We start from the raw sequence: 16,985 nt of genomic DNA, 5'->3' as shown, positions 1-16,985 counted from the left end.
GCGGATCATGGCAGCAGCGTTTCCCATGACCATGCCTCCGCTCGCCGCCATCGTCCTCGCTGCCGGCAAGGGCACGCGGATGAAGTCCGATCGCCACAAGGTGCTGCATGCGATCGCGGGGCGGCCGATGCTGCTCCACCTGATCGCCAGCATCGCCGAACTCGCGCCCGAACGCACCGTCGTCGTGACCGGCGCTGGCCGCGAGCAGGTGGAGGCCGCGGTCGCACCGCACGGTATCGCGACCGCGCTCCAGGCCGAACAGCTCGGCACCGGCCATGCGGTAGCGCAGGCCGAGGCCGCGCTGGCGGGTTTTTCGGGCGACGTGCTGATCCTCTATGGCGACGTGCCGCTCGTCAGCAGCGCTACGATGCGGCGGATGATCGAACGGCTTCACGGGGGCGACGCGCCCGCCACCGTCGTGCTGGGGTTCCGCCCCGCCGATCCCGGCGCCTATGGCCGCGTGATCGCGGACGCCGCCGGGCGGATCGACCGGATGGTCGAATATAAGGACGCGAGCACCGACGAACGCGCGGAGACCCTGTGCAATTCGGGGCTGATGGCGGTGCGCGCCGACGATCTGTTCGCGCTGCTCGCGCGCGTCGGCAACGACAATGCCGCGGGCGAATATTATCTGCCCGACATCGTGATGCTGGCGGCGGCGGACGGGCGCGCCTCCGCCGTGATCGAGACGGGCGCGGCCGAGGTCGCCGGCGTCAACAGTCGCGAGGAGCTGGCCGCGGTCGAGGGGCAATGGCAGGCGGCGCGCCGAAGCCGCGCGATGGCCGAGGGGGCGACGCTCGTGGCGCCGGATACGGTGTGGTTCGCGCACGACACGGTGCTGGGGCGCGACGTGACGATCGGCCCGAACACCGTCTTCGGCCCCGGCGTGGCGGTCGCGGACGGCGCGACGATCCACGCGTTCAGCCATATCGAGGGCGCGACCGTCGGCGCGGGCGCGGAGGTCGGCCCCTTTGCGCGGCTCCGTCCGGGCGCGGTGCTGGGTGCCAAATCCAAGGTCGGCAATTTCGTCGAGATGAAGAAGGCGGTGCTGGGCGATGGCGCCAAGGTCAACCATCTGAGCTATATCGGCGATGCCGATGTGGGCGCTGCCGCCAATATCGGCGCAGGCACGATCACCTGCAATTACGACGGCTTCTTCAAATACCGCACGGTGATCGGCGCGGGCGCGTTCGTCGGTTCGAACTCCGCGCTGGTGGCGCCGGTCACCATCGGCGCCGGGGCGATCGTGGGCGCGGGATCGGTCGTCACCGCCGATGTCGAGGCCGACGCGCTGGCGCTGGTGCGGCCGCCGCAGGAGGCCAAGCCTGGCTGGGCCAGCCGCTTCCGCGAACGCATGGCCGCGAAGAAGGCTGGCAAGTGATATCGTGCCCCGATATCATATGGTCATGAGAACCCTGGTCGATCTTCCCGAAGACGATATCCGCTGGCTCGATGCGCGGGCCGGCGAGGTGAAGACGTCGCGCGCCGCGCTGGTGCGCGAAGCGGTCGCGGCCTTTCGTGCCGAGACCAACAAGGACTGGATCCGCCGGGGTGCGGGCTATTGGAAGGGGCGCACCGACATCGGCGACACCGTGGACTATCAGCGCGCGGTGCGCGAGGATCGGACCGTCGACTAGCCCCATGGAGGAACCGTTCTTCGATACCAGCATCCTCATCGACTGGCTGATCGGTCGTCCGCAGGCGGTCGACGAACTGGAGCGTTTCCCGCGGCACCGGATCAGCCGGATCGTGTGGACCGAGGTGCTCGCCGGAGAGGCGCCGGAGACGCGGCACCGCGTCCGCGACCTTCTCGCTTCGTTCGAGCTGGTCGAGGTGGACGGTCCGATCGCGCTGGCCGCGGCCGACATCCGCCATCAAAGCCGCATGAAACTGCTCGACGCATTGATCCTTGCCACCGCCTGGGTAAACGGGTCCGTGCTCGTCACCCGCAACACGAGGGACTTCCCGGCGACCATGCCGGGAGTCCGCATTCCCTATACCCTCTAGTCCAAGAGCAGCCCCATGTGTGGAATCGTAGGTATCCTGAGCACCGAGGACGTGGCCGACCGGCTGCTCGACGGGCTGAAGCGACTCGAATATCGCGGCTATGATTCCGCCGGGATCGCGACCGACCATGATGGCGCGATCGATCGCCGCCGTGCCTCGGGCAAGCTCGTCAACCTGGCCAAGGAACTCGCGGCCAACCCGCTGCCGGGCAAGACCGGTATCGCGCACACCCGCTGGGCGACGCATGGTGGCCCCACCACCAACAACGCCCACCCGCACGCGACGGGCGAGGTCGCAGTGGTGCACAACGGCATCATCGAGAATTTCAAGGCGCTGCGCGACGAACTGATCGCGCGGGGCCGCACCTTCACCAGCGAGACCGACACCGAAGTCGTCGCGCATCTCGTCAGCGAAAAGGTGGAGGCGGGCATGGAGCCGGTCGACGGGGTCCGCGAGGTGCTGCCACGCCTGCACGGCGCGTTCGCGCTCGCGATCCTGTTCCGCCGGCATCCCGATCTGCTGATCGGCGCGCGGCTCGGTTCGCCGCTGGTGATCGGGCACGGCGATGGCGAGATGTATCTGGGATCCGATGCGCTGGCGCTCGCCCCGCTGACGCAGCGGATCGCCTATCTGGACGAGGGCGACTGGGCGGTGCTGACGCGCGACGGCGTTCAGGTTTATGACCAGGCGAACGCGCCCGTCGAGCGGCCGATCACGATCTCGGGCGTGACGGGGGAGCTCGTCTCCAAGGGCAACCACCGGCATTACATGCTGAAGGAGATTTACGAGCAGCCGATCGTCGTCGCGCAGACGCTGCGATCCTATCTCCAGCGGCTGGAGGGCAAGGTGGTGCTGCCGATCCCGGACTTCGACCTGTCGGGAATCAAGCGCGTGACGATCGTCGCATGCGGGACGAGCTTCTATGCGGGCATGGTCGCCAAATACTGGTTCGAGCAGTTCGCGCGCGTGCCGGTCGATCTCGATGTCGCGAGCGAGTTCCGCTACCGCGCGCCGGTGATGGAGCCGGGCGGGTTGATGATCGTCATCAGCCAGTCGGGCGAAACCGCTGATACGCTCGCGGCGCTGCGCCACGCGAAGTCCGAAGGCCAGACGATCGCCGCGGTCGTCAACGTGCCGACCAGCAGCATGGCGCGCGAGGCCGATCTGTTGCTGCCGACGCATGCCGGGCCCGAAATCGGCGTCGCGTCGACCAAGGCGTTCACCTGCCAGCTTGCGGTGCTCGCCGCGCTGGCCGCCAATCTGGCCAAGGCCAAGGGCCGGCTTTCCGAAGCCGACGAACGCCAGCTCGTGCGGCATCTGGCCGAAGCGCCCGCCTCGATCAACGGCGCGCTGGCCTATGACGATGCGATTCAGGCGATGTCCGGCGTGGTCGCGGTGGCGCGCGACGTGCTCTATCTCGGGCGCGGCACCGATTATCCGCTGGCGCTGGAGGGTGCGCTGAAACTGAAGGAAATCAGCTACATTCATGCCGAGGGCTATGCCGCGGGCGAGATGAAGCACGGGCCGATCGCGCTGATCGACGAGAATGTGCCGGTGATCGTCATCGCGCCCTCCGGGCCGCTGTTCGAGAAGACGGTGAGCAACATGCAGGAGGTGCAGGCACGCGGCGGCAAGGTTATCCTGATTTCGGATTATGACGGCATCCAGGCGGCGGGCGAGGGCTGTGTGGCGACGATCACCATGCCAAAGGTGCATCCGCTGATCGCGCCGATCGTCTATGCGGTGCCCGTGCAGTTGCTCGCCTATCACGTGGCGGTGGCCAAGGGGACCGATGTCGACCAGCCGCGCAACCTCGCCAAGTCGGTGACGGTCGAATGAGCGAGGCCCCTCTCGTCGCCGGCATCGAACTCGGCGGCACCAAGATCAACTGCATCCTCGCCAGCGGCCCCGACACGATCGAGGACGAGGTGCGCATCCCCACCACCCGGCCCGAGGAGACACTCGCCGCGGTGGAGGCGGTGCTCGATCGCTGGAGCGGGTTCGTGGCGATCGGCATCGCGAGCTTCGGCCCGATCTCGATCGACCGGCATGCGAGCGATTACGGCCACATCACCTCGACGCCCAAGCCCGGCTGGGCGGGCACCGACATCGTCGGGCGCATCCGCAGCCGGTACAACGTGCCCGTCGGCTTCCACACCGATGTGGTGGGCGCGGCGCTCGCCGAGGCGCGCTGGGGTGCGGCGAAGGGGCTGGCCGACATCGCCTATGTGACGATCGGCACGGGCGTCGGCGCGGGGATGATCGCGGGTGGGCGGCCGGTGGACGGGCTCACCCATTCCGAGCTCGGCCATATCCGCCCGGTGCGCGCGCCTGGCGACGACTGGCTCGGCATTTGCCCGTTCCACGGCGCCTGCCTCGAAGGACTGGTGTCGGGCCCGGCGATCGCCGCGCGCACCGGCATCGCCGCCGAAGACCTGCCCGCCGCGCATCCTGCCTGGGAGACGGTCGCGCAGGCGATCGGGCAGTTGCTCCACACGCTGGTGCTGACGGGCATCCCGCGGCGGGTGGTGATGGGCGGCGGCGTGATGGTCGGCACCAGCCACCTGTTCCCGAGCGTGCGTGCTGCGATGACGCGCAGTCTGGGCGGTTATATTACCTTGCCCGAGGTGGCGCTGGCGGACAGCTATGTCGTTCCGCCCGCGCTCGGGGGAAGGGCCGGCCCGCTGGGGGCGATCGTGCTCGGCGCCCAGGCGCTCGGCGAACAGCTGCAGAGTTCGTTTACGGCGCCTTAACCGCGCCTGGCTACCACCGTCCGACCAAGGCGCAGCGATCCCGGCTGCGGAAGGACGATGACCGCATGCGCATTCTGATCGTCGACGACGAACCCGCGATGCATGACAGCTATGCGCGCAGCCTAGCGCCGCGCGCCGCAGAGGGCGCCGCGCTGTCGGCGATGGCGGCCGAATTGTTCGGGGACGACGACGATGCCGAGCCGGACGGGCCGGAATTCGATCTGACCCACTGCCACCAGGGCCTGGACGCGATCGCCGCCGTGGAAGCGGCGCTGGCGGCCGGCACGCCCTATCCGGTGGCGTTCATCGACGTTCGCATGCCCCCCGGCATCGACGGCCGCGAGACTGCGCGCCGCATCCGCGCGCTCGATCCCGAGATCAACCTGGTGATCGTCACCGGCTATTCCGATTTCTCGCCGATCGAGATCAGCAAGGTGGCCGGGCCGCCCGACAAGATCTTCTATATCGCCAAGCCCTTCGAAGTGGCCGAGATCGTGCAGACCGCGACCGCGCTCGGCAAAAGGTGGGAGGTCGATCGCGAACTGGCGACCGCACGCCGCATGCTCGGCGCGCAGGTCGCGCTGCTGGAGGAGCAAAGCCTCGAACTCGCCGCGAACGAGAGCCGCGCGATCCATATGGCGACGCATGATTCGCTGACCGACGCGCCCAACCGCCTCGCCTTTCTCCGCGCGCTCGGCGATCGGGTGAAGCGCGACGGCCCCTATGCGACTGCGATGGTCGATCTCGACCGGTTCAAGCTCGTGAACGACACGCTCGGCCATCTGGCCGGCGATGCGCTGATCCGCGACGTGTGCGCGATCCTGCAGGCGTCGGCGCCCGAGGGCGCGATCGTCGCGCGGCTCGGCGGCGACGAATTCGGCATCCTGTTCGACACGCCGGGCGAAGAGGCCGCGGTGATGGCGTGCGACCGGATCGTGTTGGCCTGCACCGGCACGCATCAGGTGTTCGGCAATTCGGTTCAGAGCGGTGCGTCCGCCGGCCTCGTCGTGATCGACGGCGCGGGGTGCGACCCGATCGACGCGATGCGCCGCGCGGATCTCGCGCTCAACGATGCCAAGCGCGCCGGGCGCGGCGTCACCCGCCTGTTCGACGAAAGCATGGACGAGGGCATCCGCTTTCGCCGCCGCGTTGAGCACGGGCTGGGCCAGGCGATCGCACGGGGCGAGCTGAGCCTCGTCTATCAGCCGATCGTCTCGCGCGATGCGATCCAGGTCATGGGTTTCGAGGCGCTCGTGCGCTGGAACACCCCCGAATATGGCCCGATCAGCCCGGCGACGTTCATCCCGATCGCCGAGGAATCGAACGTCATCCACGAACTCGGCGACTGGATCCTCGACGAGGCGCTGGCGGTGCTGAAGCGCTGGCCCGATCAATATGTCTCGGTGAACTTCTCGCCGCGCCAGTTCCGCCGCCACAATTTCGTCGGCCATATCATGGAAAGCGTGCAGCGCGCCGGCGCCGTGCCATCGCGCGTTCAGATCGAGATCACCGAGACGGCGATCTTCGACGATGCCGAACGCGCTGCCGAGACGCTCTACAAGCTGCGCCAGATGGGCTTCCGCATCGCGCTCGACGATTTCGGCACCGGCTATTCCTCGCTCTACAATATCCGCAAGTTCGCGCTCGATTCGCTCAAGATCGATCGCAGCTTCATCGACGGCATGGGCCGCGAGCGCGAAAGCGCGGCGATCGTCCATTCGATCATCCATCTCGGCCGCGCGCTGGGGCTGGAGGTGATCGCCGAGGGCGTGGAGACCGAGGCGCAGGTCCAGGCGCTGCGGATTGCGGGCGCCAGCCATCTCCAAGGCTATTTCTTCTCGCGGCCGGTGGCACCCGACATCGCGTGCGAACTCGCGCTCCAGCGCTTCCTCGGCGGCGCGGACGATCGCGGCGACGAACCGGGCACCGGAACGCTGGGTTGATGCGGATGCCCGGCCGGTCGGCGCGCGCGGGCCGCCTGATTCGCAGCCCGGCTTCGCTCGGCGCGAAGCTCGTCCTGTTCATGACCGGCGTCGGCATCGCCGGCGCGGTGGGCATCACGCTGATGCTCGCCGCCGTCATCACGCCCAGCTTCGACCAGCTGGAGGCCAAGGCGATCGCGGGCCATGTCGAGCGCACGCGCGCGGCGCTCGCCGAATATGCCTCCAAGGCCGAGAGCGCGGTGCGCGATTATGGCGACTGGAACGACAGCTATCTCTACATGGCGCATCCGACCGCCAAGTTCGAACGCGACAGCTTCTCCCCGCTCGCGATGACCAATCTGGGCGTGCAGGGTATGGCCTATGTCGCGCCCGACGGCCGCGTGGTGATCGCGCGCTGGCTGGGGCAGGGCGGTGCGGGCCAGCCGGCGATGCGCGATGCGCTCATCGCGGTCACCCGACGCGTCTCGCTCGCACGCGCGATCGGGCACAGCAATTCCGGTCGCTTCTATGCGCGGCTGGGGCCCGAGGTGGCGGCGATCGGCGTGGCGCAGGTGCGCCGGTCCGACGGCACCGGAGTCCCGCGCGGCTATGTGCTGATGGCGCGCACGATCACGTCGCGGCGCCTGTCCGAACTGCTCCAGCTGGGCGCGCGGATCGATCCCGCGATCGCCGACCGGGAGGTGACCACGCCTGGCCACGCGACGATGGGCATCGCGGTGCCGATCCGTGGTGCCGACGGCCATGCGGTGGCCAGCGCGCGTTTCAGCGTGCCGCGCGACATCTCGCTGCTCGGGCGGCGCATGCTGATGCTCGCGGTCGCGGGATCGACGCTGCTGCTGCTGATCGTGCTGATCGTGCTGCGGCGGATGATCGGCCGGCTGGTGCTGCGCCCGCTCCACCGCGTCGAGAGCCATATGCAGCGGGTGCGCGCCTCGGGCTCGATGAGCATGCTGGAGGAGGAGGATCGCCGCGACGAGATCGGCTCGCTCGGCCGCAGCTTCAACGCGATGTTGCGCCAGTTGAAGGATCTGCGCGAGCAGGTGGAGGTGCAATCCTTCGCGCTCGGCCGCAGCGAAAGCGCGGTTGCGGTGATGCACAACGTCCGCAACGCGCTGAACCCGATCAGCACCATCCTGAGCCAGGGCGTCGGCCAGGCGCCGCCGATCGACCGCGCCACGATCGCGCGCGCGATCGGCGAACTGGCGCGCGACGATCTGCCCGCGCCGCGCCGGCAGAAGCTCGTCGCCTTCGTCGCCGCCGCGTTCGAAGCCGACGACAGCAGCCGCGAGGCGACGCGCAGCGAGCTTCGGGTGGGGCGCGAGGCGATGGCGCATGTGCTCGAGATCATCGGCCAGCAACAGGCACACGCGCACGAACGCCCCGCGCTGGAAGTGTGCGACGTGACCGAGATCGTCGCGCGCAACGCCACGATCGCGCGCTATGCCCCGCAGGCCTCGATCGCGTTCAGCTTCCCCTCCGGCTTCCACCGCGCGCTCGCCGCGCGCGTGATCCTCAGCCAGGTGATCGGCAATCTGTTCGGCAATGCCGCCGAGGCGATCGCCGCACGCGGCACGGGCAGCGGATCGATCGCCGTCTCCGTCACCGAGACGGCCGAGCATGTGACGATCGCGATTCGGGACGATGGCGAGGGCTTCGATGCGGAAACGGGGGCGACCTTGTTCCAGCGCGGCTTTTCCACGCGGGCGCACAAATCGGGCGGGCTGGGGCTCCACTGGTGCGCCAATGCCATGAACGCGATGGAGGGATCGCTGCGCCTCGAAAGCGAGGGCCGCGGCTGTGGTGCGGTGGCGATCCTGACGCTGAAGCGGCCCGCCGAGCTGGCGGTCGCGGCATAGCCGGACGTAACGTCTGGAGCGGATGACGGTCGTTCCAGTGTCCCACTCCGTTCGTGCCGAGCTTGTCGAAGCACGCTCTCCCCAATCGAGCCGTCGCCATGCGGCACAGGCCCCCTTCGGCGGAGCTCAGGACAGGCTTCGACAAGCTCAGGGCGAACGGAGCAAGGGAACGATAGGCTAGGCAGCCTTCTCCCGCGCCGGTTCACGCAGATAGGGCGCCACCAGGTCGCGCTCGCGGAACCAGGCCTGGCGTTCGGGCGGAAGCGTGGCGAAGTCGCCGATCGTGCCGCGGCATTCGGGCGCGCCGCAGCGGCATTCCATCTGCCAGTGCGAATTCTGCAGCGTCGTCGAATAATCCCAGACGATCTCCTCGCCGGCCGGGATCGCGCGGATCGCGACCAGCACCACGCCCTCCGGCGTGAAGCGCACACCGGCATTGGGTGCGCAGCTATGGTTGATGAGATCGTCGATCCGGCCCGAGGGCCCTAGATAGCGATCGGGCGCGACCTGGACGAAGCGGTCGTCCGCGCCGCTGACCCCGCCCGGCAGCCGCGCGGCCGCCACCTGCCGGCCACCGAAGCGGACGATCGTCTCGCCCTCGGCCAGCCCCTGCACCGCGTAGACGGCCTTGCCGAGATGCGTCTCGCGCACCGCGAAGGGATTGCCGCGCTCCATCGCGTCGAGCACGCGCAGCCGCCCGTCGCGATAGCCGAAGGCGCGCACCGGGTTGAGGGTGCCGAGGCCCACCATCAGCCACACGCTCGCATGGCAGAGCAGCTCGACCAGGATATAGCTATATTCGCCAAGGCCAGACCCATGGCCGTGAGTCGCCACGAGCAGGGTGGCCAGATCGCCCAGCGTCCACAGCCCCCAGGCGGGCGAGCGCTCGCGCGCGCGATCCGCCCACACGCTTTCCCAAGTCGGCCAGAAACTGATCGGCACCGCCGCGACGACGAGCATATGCGCCCAGAATGCCTCGCGAAAGACGAGCCACAGCAGGATCGCTGACAGGGCGGCCGTCATGCACAGCCCCTCGACCGGCGTCGGCCGGCGCCAGCGCGAGCGCCCCCACATCGACAGCGTGACCGTCACGCAGGCGAGCGCTGACAGGCCGAACACCCAGGCCTGCGGCGCGCCGGGGTTGACCGCGGCATAGGTCGCGGCCTCGACGCCCGTCGCCGCGCTCCAGATCAGCCAGGAGGCGCGGTTCGGCTCGACGAGATGCCGCGTCAGCCCGACGATATAGACGCCGTACCCTGCAAGACTCGCCACCATCGCTGCGATGAACCAGGGTTCGATCGTCATGCCCCGCCCGTTGAATGCCCGGGAACGTGGTAAACCAAAGGTTAAAATCCGTCCATGGCGATGCGCGGATCAAAGCGGCAGGCTGGGCTGCACCTCCGGTGCCTCGTCGACGATCCCCGACAGGGTGAGGCCGAGCAGCCGGACGCCGTCCGCAACTGGCAGTTGCGCGGCCAGCAGCGCGCGGCCGATGGCCAGGAACCGGGCCTGGTCGCAAACCGGCTCGGCCAGCGACCGCGCGCGCGTGATCGTGCGGAAATCGGCGTGGCGCAGCTTCAGCGTGACGGTGCGCCCGAGCGTGCCCGCCCGCGCGATCCGCACCCATGCCGCCTCCGCCACGCGCGCGAGCCCCGCGTCGAGATCGGCGGGATCGGTGAGGTTGGTCTCGAACGTGCGCTCGGCGCCCACCGATTTGCTCGGCCGGTCGGCGCGCACCGGGCGATCGTCCTGCCCGCGCGCCGCGCCGTACAGATAATCGGCATAGGCGCCGAAATGCGCCTGGAGAAAGGCGAGCGGACGATCGCGCAGGTCCGCGCCGGTCAGGATGCCGAGCGTCTCCATGCGCTTGGCGGTGACCGGGCCAACGCCGTGGAAGCGTTTCACCGGCAGCGAGGCGACGAAGGCAGCACCCTTGGCGGGCGGGATGACGCAGACGCCGTCAGGCTTGTTCTGGTCCGAGGCGAGCTTGGCGATGAACTTGTTGTAGCTGACCCCGGCGGAAGCGGTGAGCCCCGTATCGCCCTTGATGCGCGCGCGGATCTCGTCGGCGATGGCGCGCGCCGAGCCCAGGCCGCGCACGTCCTCGCTCACGTCGAGATAGGCTTCGTCGAGCGACAGTGGCTCGATCAGCGCGGTATAGTCGGCGAAGATGGCGCGGATCTGTTGCGAGATGCCGCGATACACGTCGAAGCGCGGCGAGACGAAGACGAGATCGGGGCAGCGCCGGATCGCGGTGACCGAGGGCATCGCCGATCGCACGCCGAAGGCACGCGCCTCGTAGCTCGCCGCCGCCACCACGCCCCGCGCGCGCGATCCGCCCACCGCGACCGGGCGACCGCGCAGGCCCGGATCGTCGCGCTGCTCCACGCTCGCGTAGAAGGCGTCCATGTCGACATGGATGATCTTGCGCGGCGGGAAAGGGGCATCGTCGGCCATCCGACTGACAGCGTTAAAGAAATACCGGGCAAAGGGAAAGTGTTCCGCTTTCGTTCGTGCGCGCCGTGTGGCCGGCGGGGCGGCGCGGGCGGCAATCGGTTTGCCTTTGCCCGCGCAAGCCGACATGGGCCGGCCGACAGCGGAGGAGGGAACATGCAGCCGGGTCGCGATTGCTGGCGGATCGAACGGGCCGACGCCATGTCGGTGATCGTCGATGCCGCGGATTATTTCCGCTACGCCCGCCGCGCGATGCTGGGCGCCAAGCGCCGGATCATGATGGTCGGCTGGGATTTCGACGCGCGGATCGTGCTCGACAGTGAGGCGACCGAAGGGCCGGCGACGATCGGCGAGTTCGTCTATTGGCTGGTGGAGCGCAATCCCGATCTCGAAGTGTTCCTGCTGCGCTGGGACGTCGGGGCGCTGAAGGCCGTGCTGCGCGGCACGACCGTGCTGACGGTGCTGAAATGGATGCGCCATCCACGGATCCACACCCGGCTCGACGGGCATCACCCGACGGGTGGGTCGCATCACCAGAAGATCGTGATCGTCGACGATTGCCTTGCCTTTTGCGGCGGCATCGACATGACCAGCGACCGGTGGGATACGCGCGAGCACCGCGACGGCGATCCCGGCCGGATGACGCCGCGCGGCAAGCCCTACAAGCCCTGGCACGACGCGATCAGCGCGGTGAACGGGCCGGTGGCCGCCGCGCTCGGCGAACTGGCGCGCGACCGGTGGCGCGTCGCGGGGGGCGGCACGCTCGAGGCCGTCACGACGGCAGGCCCTTGCTGGCCCGAGGGGCTGGCGAAGGACTTCACCGGGGTGGACGTGGCGATCGCGCGCACCGTGCCGCGGATGAAGGACCAGACCGAGGTGCGCGAGAACGAAGCGCTGTTTCTGGCGCAGATCGCGGGGGCGAAGCGGCATCTGTATATCGAGAGCCAGTATTTCGCCTCGCGCCGCGTGGCCGAGGCGGTGGCGCGGCGGCTGGACGAGGCGGACGGGCCCGAGATCGTCGTCATCAATCCCGAACATGCGCAAGGGTGGCTGGAGCCGGTGGCGATGGACACCGCCCGCGCGCGGCTGATGGAGGCGCTGCGCCGGCGCGACCGGCATGGGCGGTTGCGGATGTATCATCCCTATACCGCGGCCGGCGCGCCGATCTATTGCCACGCCAAGATCCTGATCGCCGACGATCGCGTGCTGCGGCTCGGCTCCTCCAACGTGAACAACCGCTCGCTCGCGCTCGACACCGAATGCGATCTGGCGATCGCGGTCGAGGCGCCCGAGCAGCGCGCCTGCGTCACCGCGATCCGCGACGGCCTGATCGCCGAGCATCTGGGCACCGACCGCGCGACCGTCGCCGCCGCGATCGCGGCGCGCGGCTCGCTGATCGGCGCGATCGAGCATCTGCGCGGCACCGGCAAGACGCTCGGCTCCTACCATATTCCGGACCTGAGCAGCGTCGAGACCTGGCTGGCCGACAATGAGGTGCTCGATCCGGAAGGCCCCGAGGAAATGTTCGAAGCGCTGTCGAAACGGGGATTGTTCCGGCGCTGGCGCCGGGCGTGAGCCGCGCCGTCGATCGGCGGAGCGTGCTGCGCGGCGTTGCGGGCACGGCGGCGCTGGCGGCGTGGCTGCCGGCCTGGGCGCAGCCGGTGTCGGCGGGGATCGCGGCGCCGCTGCCGGTGGTGTCTGGCACCGACATCGCGCTGACGATCGCGGGGCAGACGCTGGTGATGGACGGCCGGGCGACGCGCGCGATCGGGATCAACGGCACGGTGCCCGGGCCGCTCATCCGGCTGCGCGAGGGGCAGGACGTGCGGCTCCACGTCACGAACGGGCTGGACGAGGACAGTTCGCTCCATTGGCATGGGCTGCTCGTGCCGGCGCGCTATGACGGGGTGCCGGGCATCTCGTTTCCCGGCATCGCGCCGCACACCCGCTTCACCTATGCGTTTCCGGTAAACCAAGCGGGCACCTATTGGTATCACAGCCATTCGGGATTGCAGGAGCAGCTGGGCGTCTATGGCCCGATCGTGATCGATCCCGCAGCCCCCGACGCCGCGCCCTATGATCGCGAGCACGTCATCGTCCTGTCGGACCATAGCGCGCAATCGCCCGAGGCGATCCTGCGCCGGCTGAAGCTGCAGCCGGGCTATTATGATAATCAGCAGCAGACGCTCCGCGGCCTGCTCGCCGGGCGCGACCAGCCGCTTGCCGAGCGGTTGCGCTGGGGGCGGATGCGGATGGACCCGACCGACATCGCCGACGTGACCGGCGCGGCCTATACCTATCTCGTCAACGGCCATGGCCCGCGCGACAATTGGACGGGCCTGTTCGCGCGCGGCGAGCGCGTGCGGCTACGGATCGTCAACGCCTCGTCGATGACGACGTTCGACGTGCGTATCCCGGGCCTGCCGATGACGATCGTGCAGGCCGACGGGATGGACGTGAAACCCGTCACCGTGGACGAGTTCCAGATCGGCGTGGCCGAGACCTATGACGCGATCGTCATTCCGCCGGACGATCGCGCCTATACGCTCGTGAGCGAGAGCGTCGACCGGTCGGGCATAGCGCGCGCGACGCTCGCGCCACGCGCCGGGATGGTCGGGGCGGTGCCGCCGCTGCGCCGCCGCCCGGTCGCGACCATGGCGGATATGGGCATGGCGGGGATGGCGGAAGGGCATGCCATGACGGGCATGGCGATGCCGGCAGCGGCCACGCCCGCACCGATGGCGATGGGTGCGATGCCGATGCGCGACTTCGCGCGCACGCCGCAGGTCGCGCGCGATTCCGGCGTGCAGACGATCGCGCCGATGCCGGCCGACCGCACCGGCGATCCCGGGCAGGGGCTGGCCGATGCAGGACACCGCGTGCTCACCTATCGCGACCTCGTCGCGGCGGCGCGCAACCCCGATGTGCGCGCGCCGGGGCGGACGATCGACGTCCATCTGACGGGAAATATGGAGCGCTATATGTGGTCGTTCGACGGCATGAAGATGTCGGACGCGATGGAGCCGCTGCCGTTCGTGCTGGGCGAACGCGTCCGCGTCCGGCTCGTCAACGATACGATGATGGCGCATCCGATCCATCTTCACGGCCATTTCTTCGAGCTGGTGACCGGACAGGGCGACCATGCGCCGCGCAAGCATACCGTTATCGTCCAGCCGGGCGGCACCGCCAGCTTCGACCTGACCGCGGATGCGGTGGGCGACTGGGCGTTCCACTGCCACATGCTCTATCACATGCATGCGGGAATGATGCGCGTCGTGAGCGTCAGGCCCGCGGGCGAGGCGGCATGAGATGGCCGCTCGGGCTGGTCGCGCTGCTGCCCGGCATGGCGGCGGCGCAGGCGATGCCGGGCATGACGATGCCGATGCCCGTCAGGCCCTCGGCGCCCGTCAGGCCGATCGTCAAGCACCCGGCGCATCATCCTCCCATGCACGCAGACCGGCATCCCGCCGTCCCCGCGCACGCTGAACCCCTGAAGGCCGAGGCGAAGCCGGATGCCATGTCGGCCATGGACATGACGGCGATGCCGGGGATGACCATGCCGCCGGCTGCGCAAGCCTTAGCCGGAACCGCGCTGCCAGCCGGCGACGCACCCGCGCCGGCGGCACCGCGCGACCATTATGCCGATCGCGACTGGCCCGTCGCCGCGATGGCGGCGGCGCGGCGGCGGATGATGGCCGAGCAGGGGGGGCAGGTGTTTTACCAACTGCTCTTCAACCTGGCCGAGTTGCAGGTACGCGATGGGCGGGTCGGGTATCGCTGGGACGGCGAGGCGTGGATCGGCGGCGACCGCGATGGGCTGGTGTTGAAGAGCGAGGGTGATGGCGGCCGCCACGGCGTCGATGCCGCCGAGCTCCAGGCGCTGTATTCGCGCGCGATCGGGCCCTATTTCGATCTTCAGGCCGGACTTCGCCACGATGTCGCGCCCGCGCCGCGCAGCTATGCGACGCTCGGGATCGAGGGACTGGCCCCCTATATGGTCGAGACCGAAGCCGCGTTGTTCCTGTCCGATCGCGGCGACCTGCTCGGGCGGATCGAGGGCTGGTACGACGAACGCCTCAACCAGCGCCTCGTGCTTCAGCCGCGTGTCGAGCTGAACCTCGCCGCGCAGGACGTGGCGCGCAGCCGCATCGGCGCGGGCCTGTCGAACGCCGAACTGGGCCTGCGGCTGCGCTACGAGATCGCGCGCGAATTCGCCCCCTATGTCGGGCTGTCCTGGGACCGACGGCTCGGCGCCACCGCGCGCTACGCACGGGCCGATGGCGAGGATCCTTCGCAGGCGAGCCTCGTCGCCGGGGTGCGCTTCTGGTTCTAGCCGCCCACCTGTGCGCGGCGGAAGGCGCGTGGCGGCTGGCCGACGATGCGGCGGAAGCTGCGTTCGAAGTGGCTGAGATCGGCGAACCCGACGCTTAGCGCCACGTCGGTGACGGGGCGGCGGTGATCGCCGCCGAGCAATTCGCACGCCTTGTGGATGCGGATATGCGCGAGCAGCGTCTTGAACGGCATGCCGATCCCGCTGCGAAACAGGAAGCTCAGATGCGAGGGACTGACCCCCGCCGCCCAGGCGAGCTGGCCGATACTCAGCGGATCGGCGAAATGTCGGCCGAGATGCGAGAGCGCGCGGGCCAGCGCATCGTGCAGGCCCTGCGTACCGCTGCCGTCGCCGAGCGCCGCACGCACCCAGCGCGCAGCGTCGGCGGCGGGCGCTTCGTCGTCGCCATCGTCCTCATATCGTGGCGGATCGGGATCGTCGTCGGCCACGAGCCCTGGGGCATGGTCGCGCACCGCGCGGCGGTCGATCGGCCTGCCCTCGGTCATCACTGCGAGCCGCGCGATCGTCCGGTCGAGCTCGAACAGGTTTTCGGGCCAGTCATGCGCCTGGCACAGGCTGACCAGCGCGTCGGTGCGCTTGTCCTCCGCGCGATAGCCGTTGCGTTCGAGGACATGGCCGATCAGCGCGGCGATGTCGGCGGCGCGTTCGCGCAAGGGTGGAATGGTGGCGGATAGATAGTCGAGCTCCGTCAGCAGCGCGCGCGAGAACCGCCCCTCCGCCGCGCGCGCGTGAAGATCGGCGGTGGTGGAGGCGATCACGCGCACCGACCGGTCGCCCCGCCGATCGAGCCATTGGCCGAGCCGCGACGGAAGATATTGCGGCAATTGGCGTTGCAGCTTGGGGTCGAGCGCGTCGATGTCGTCGAGATAGAGCGTGCCGCCCGCCGCGCGATCGACCCAGGCGCCGGGGCCGCCGTCGGGCTCGGCGCAGTCGATCTGGACGAACGGCCCGTCGCCCCGCGCGCCGCAGCAATGGAGCGTGGCGGCGAGCTGCGCCTTTTCGGTGCCGAACTCGCCGCGCAGCAGCACCGGCAGGTCGCCCCGCGTCGCGATCTCTAGAAAGCGTTCGAGCGTGCGCAGCGGCCGGCTCATGCCGACGAGCATCATCGGGCAGCCGAGCCGCGCCTCGCTCCAGCGTCGCACCTCGTAGCGCTTCACCAGCGGCCCGAGATTGGCGGCGACCTGGCGGATCAGGCCGTCGACCGCGCCGCCCGGCGGCGGCGGCGAAGGCAGATCGAGCCGCAATTCGCCGAGCGGCTGCCCGGCATAGGCGATCGCATAGACCTGCTCGCCCGCGGTGGACGCCGGTGCGTTGGGATGGATCCGGGCAATCTGCGTCGCGACCAGCGCATCGATCGACTGCGCTGCTGGTTCGGGGGATTCGCTCAGCCAGTCCGACACCGTCTGTCCGCCATGATGGCCGATCACCAGCGTGCCGTGCCCGCGCAGCCGGATCGACCCGCCGCGCGGCGCCACCTGCGCGGCCACCGCCCGCATGACCGCTTCCAGGAGATCGGGCAGGGTGCGGTGTGCATCCCCCAGGCCGTGCAGGAGGGCGTCGACCTTCGGATCGCTCGAAAAAGCCAAAGGATCGATCCCCCCCCCACTCCGGCATGCGCGAC

General features: G+C 69.4%; 13 protein-coding genes. 10 read left to right on the top strand and 3 right to left on the bottom strand.

Annotated features, from left to right (window positions below):
* The first annotated feature begins 25 nt into the window (after positions 1-25).
* From glmU to OXQ95_RS06790, 7 genes are all read left to right on the top strand, one after another.
* The gene (gene glmU, locus OXQ95_RS06820) at positions 26-1,381 is read left to right on the top strand and encodes a bifunctional UDP-N-acetylglucosamine diphosphorylase/glucosamine-1-phosphate N-acetyltransferase GlmU (protein ID WP_267380932.1); all 1,356 of its coding nucleotides are present in this window, start codon (positions 26-28) and stop codon (positions 1,379-1,381) included.
* Between the two features lie 25 nt (positions 1,382-1,406).
* Positions 1,407-1,637, top strand: coding sequence for a CopG family transcriptional regulator (locus tag OXQ95_RS06815; RefSeq protein WP_242095881.1), 231 nt, complete (start codon positions 1,407-1,409; stop codon positions 1,635-1,637).
* A 4-nt stretch (positions 1,638-1,641) separates the two neighbouring features.
* A complete protein-coding gene (locus OXQ95_RS06810; protein ID WP_267380931.1) occupies positions 1,642-2,007 on the top strand; it encodes a type II toxin-antitoxin system VapC family toxin in 366 nt (121 codons plus the stop codon).
* 15 nt (positions 2,008-2,022) lie between these two features.
* Entirely contained in the window at positions 2,023-3,846 is a 1,824-nt protein-coding gene (gene glmS / locus OXQ95_RS06805) for a glutamine--fructose-6-phosphate transaminase (isomerizing) (protein ID WP_267380930.1), read from the top strand.
* Positions 3,843-4,760 carry an ROK family protein gene (locus tag OXQ95_RS06800; protein ID WP_267380929.1) on the top strand — a complete coding sequence of 306 codons (918 nt, stop codon included), beginning with the start codon at positions 3,843-3,845 and terminating at the stop codon, positions 4,758-4,760. Before glmS ends, OXQ95_RS06800 begins: the two co-directional genes overlap by 4 nt.
* A 65-nt stretch (positions 4,761-4,825) precedes the next feature.
* On the top strand, positions 4,826-6,703 hold the full coding sequence (locus OXQ95_RS06795; RefSeq protein WP_242095877.1) for an EAL domain-containing protein: 1,878 nt from the start codon (positions 4,826-4,828) through the stop codon (positions 6,701-6,703).
* Positions 6,703-8,559 carry a CHASE4 domain-containing protein gene (locus OXQ95_RS06790; protein WP_267380928.1) on the top strand — a complete coding sequence of 619 codons (1,857 nt, stop codon included), beginning with the start codon at positions 6,703-6,705 and terminating at the stop codon, positions 8,557-8,559. Before OXQ95_RS06795 ends, OXQ95_RS06790 begins: the two co-directional genes overlap by 1 nt.
* Before the next feature lie 177 nt (positions 8,560-8,736).
* Here OXQ95_RS06790 and OXQ95_RS06785 read toward each other — a convergent pair whose 3' ends face one another.
* The gene (locus OXQ95_RS06785) at positions 8,737-9,864 is read right to left on the bottom strand and encodes an SET domain-containing protein-lysine N-methyltransferase (RefSeq protein ID WP_267380927.1); all 1,128 of its coding nucleotides are present in this window, start codon (positions 9,862-9,864) and stop codon (positions 8,737-8,739) included.
* Between the two features lie 69 nt (positions 9,865-9,933).
* Positions 9,934-11,016, bottom strand: coding sequence for a DNA polymerase IV (gene dinB / locus OXQ95_RS06780; protein WP_267380926.1), 1,083 nt, complete (start codon positions 11,014-11,016; stop codon positions 9,934-9,936).
* 153 nt (positions 11,017-11,169) lie between these two features.
* On the opposite strand from dinB, the gene OXQ95_RS06775 reads away from it, so the two are divergent.
* From OXQ95_RS06775 to OXQ95_RS06765, 3 genes are read left to right on the top strand one after another with little or no spacing between them, the layout of a single operon-like run.
* Entirely contained in the window at positions 11,170-12,588 is a 1,419-nt protein-coding gene (locus OXQ95_RS06775; RefSeq protein WP_267380925.1) for a phospholipase D-like domain-containing protein, read from the top strand.
* Positions 12,585-14,321, top strand: coding sequence for a copper resistance system multicopper oxidase (locus OXQ95_RS06770; RefSeq protein ID WP_267380924.1), 1,737 nt, complete (start codon positions 12,585-12,587; stop codon positions 14,319-14,321). Before OXQ95_RS06775 ends, OXQ95_RS06770 begins: the two co-directional genes overlap by 4 nt.
* Complete coding sequence (locus tag OXQ95_RS06765; RefSeq protein ID WP_267380923.1) at positions 14,318-15,346, top strand: copper resistance protein B; 1,029 nt, start codon at positions 14,318-14,320, stop codon at positions 15,344-15,346. The genes OXQ95_RS06770 and OXQ95_RS06765 overlap by 4 nt, the downstream gene beginning before the upstream one ends.
* Here OXQ95_RS06765 and OXQ95_RS06760 read toward each other — a convergent pair.
* Positions 15,343-16,950: an AraC family transcriptional regulator gene (locus tag OXQ95_RS06760; protein WP_267380922.1), complete on the bottom strand. Its 1,608-nt coding sequence runs from the start codon at positions 16,948-16,950 to the stop codon at positions 15,343-15,345. The genes OXQ95_RS06765 and OXQ95_RS06760 overlap by 4 nt on opposite strands.
* Positions 16,951-16,985 lie beyond the last annotated feature (35 nt).

This window comes from Sphingomonas sp. GC_Shp_6, assembly GCF_026540835.1.
Taxonomy (GTDB): domain Bacteria; phylum Pseudomonadota; class Alphaproteobacteria; order Sphingomonadales; family Sphingomonadaceae; genus Sphingomonas.
This window is presented reverse-complemented; position numbering and strand designations above follow the sequence as displayed.

Bases quoted from the DNA above. Each gene is read 5' to 3' on its own strand.
- OXQ95_RS06765 (WP_267380923.1), top strand. From the start codon at position 14,318: ATGAGATGGCCGCTCGGGCTGGTCGCGCTGCTGCCCGGCATGGCGGCG.
- OXQ95_RS06815 (WP_242095881.1), top strand. From the start codon at position 1,407: ATGAGAACCCTGGTCGATCTTCCCGAAGACGATATCCGCTGGCTCGAT.
- OXQ95_RS06790 (WP_267380928.1), top strand. From the start codon at position 6,703: ATGCGGATGCCCGGCCGGTCGGCGCGCGCGGGCCGCCTGATTCGCAGC.
- OXQ95_RS06800 (WP_267380929.1), top strand. From the start codon at position 3,843: ATGAGCGAGGCCCCTCTCGTCGCCGGCATCGAACTCGGCGGCACCAAG.
- dinB (WP_267380926.1), bottom strand. From the start codon at position 11,016: ATGGCCGACGATGCCCCTTTCCCGCCGCGCAAGATCATCCATGTCGAC.
- OXQ95_RS06785 (WP_267380927.1), bottom strand. From the start codon at position 9,864: ATGACGATCGAACCCTGGTTCATCGCAGCGATGGTGGCGAGTCTTGCA.
- OXQ95_RS06795 (WP_242095877.1), top strand. From the start codon at position 4,826: ATGCGCATTCTGATCGTCGACGACGAACCCGCGATGCATGACAGCTAT.
- glmU (WP_267380932.1), top strand. From the start codon at position 26: ATGACCATGCCTCCGCTCGCCGCCATCGTCCTCGCTGCCGGCAAGGGC.
- OXQ95_RS06775 (WP_267380925.1), top strand. From the start codon at position 11,170: ATGCAGCCGGGTCGCGATTGCTGGCGGATCGAACGGGCCGACGCCATG.
- glmS (WP_267380930.1), top strand. From the start codon at position 2,023: ATGTGTGGAATCGTAGGTATCCTGAGCACCGAGGACGTGGCCGACCGG.
- OXQ95_RS06810 (WP_267380931.1), top strand. From the start codon at position 1,642: ATGGAGGAACCGTTCTTCGATACCAGCATCCTCATCGACTGGCTGATC.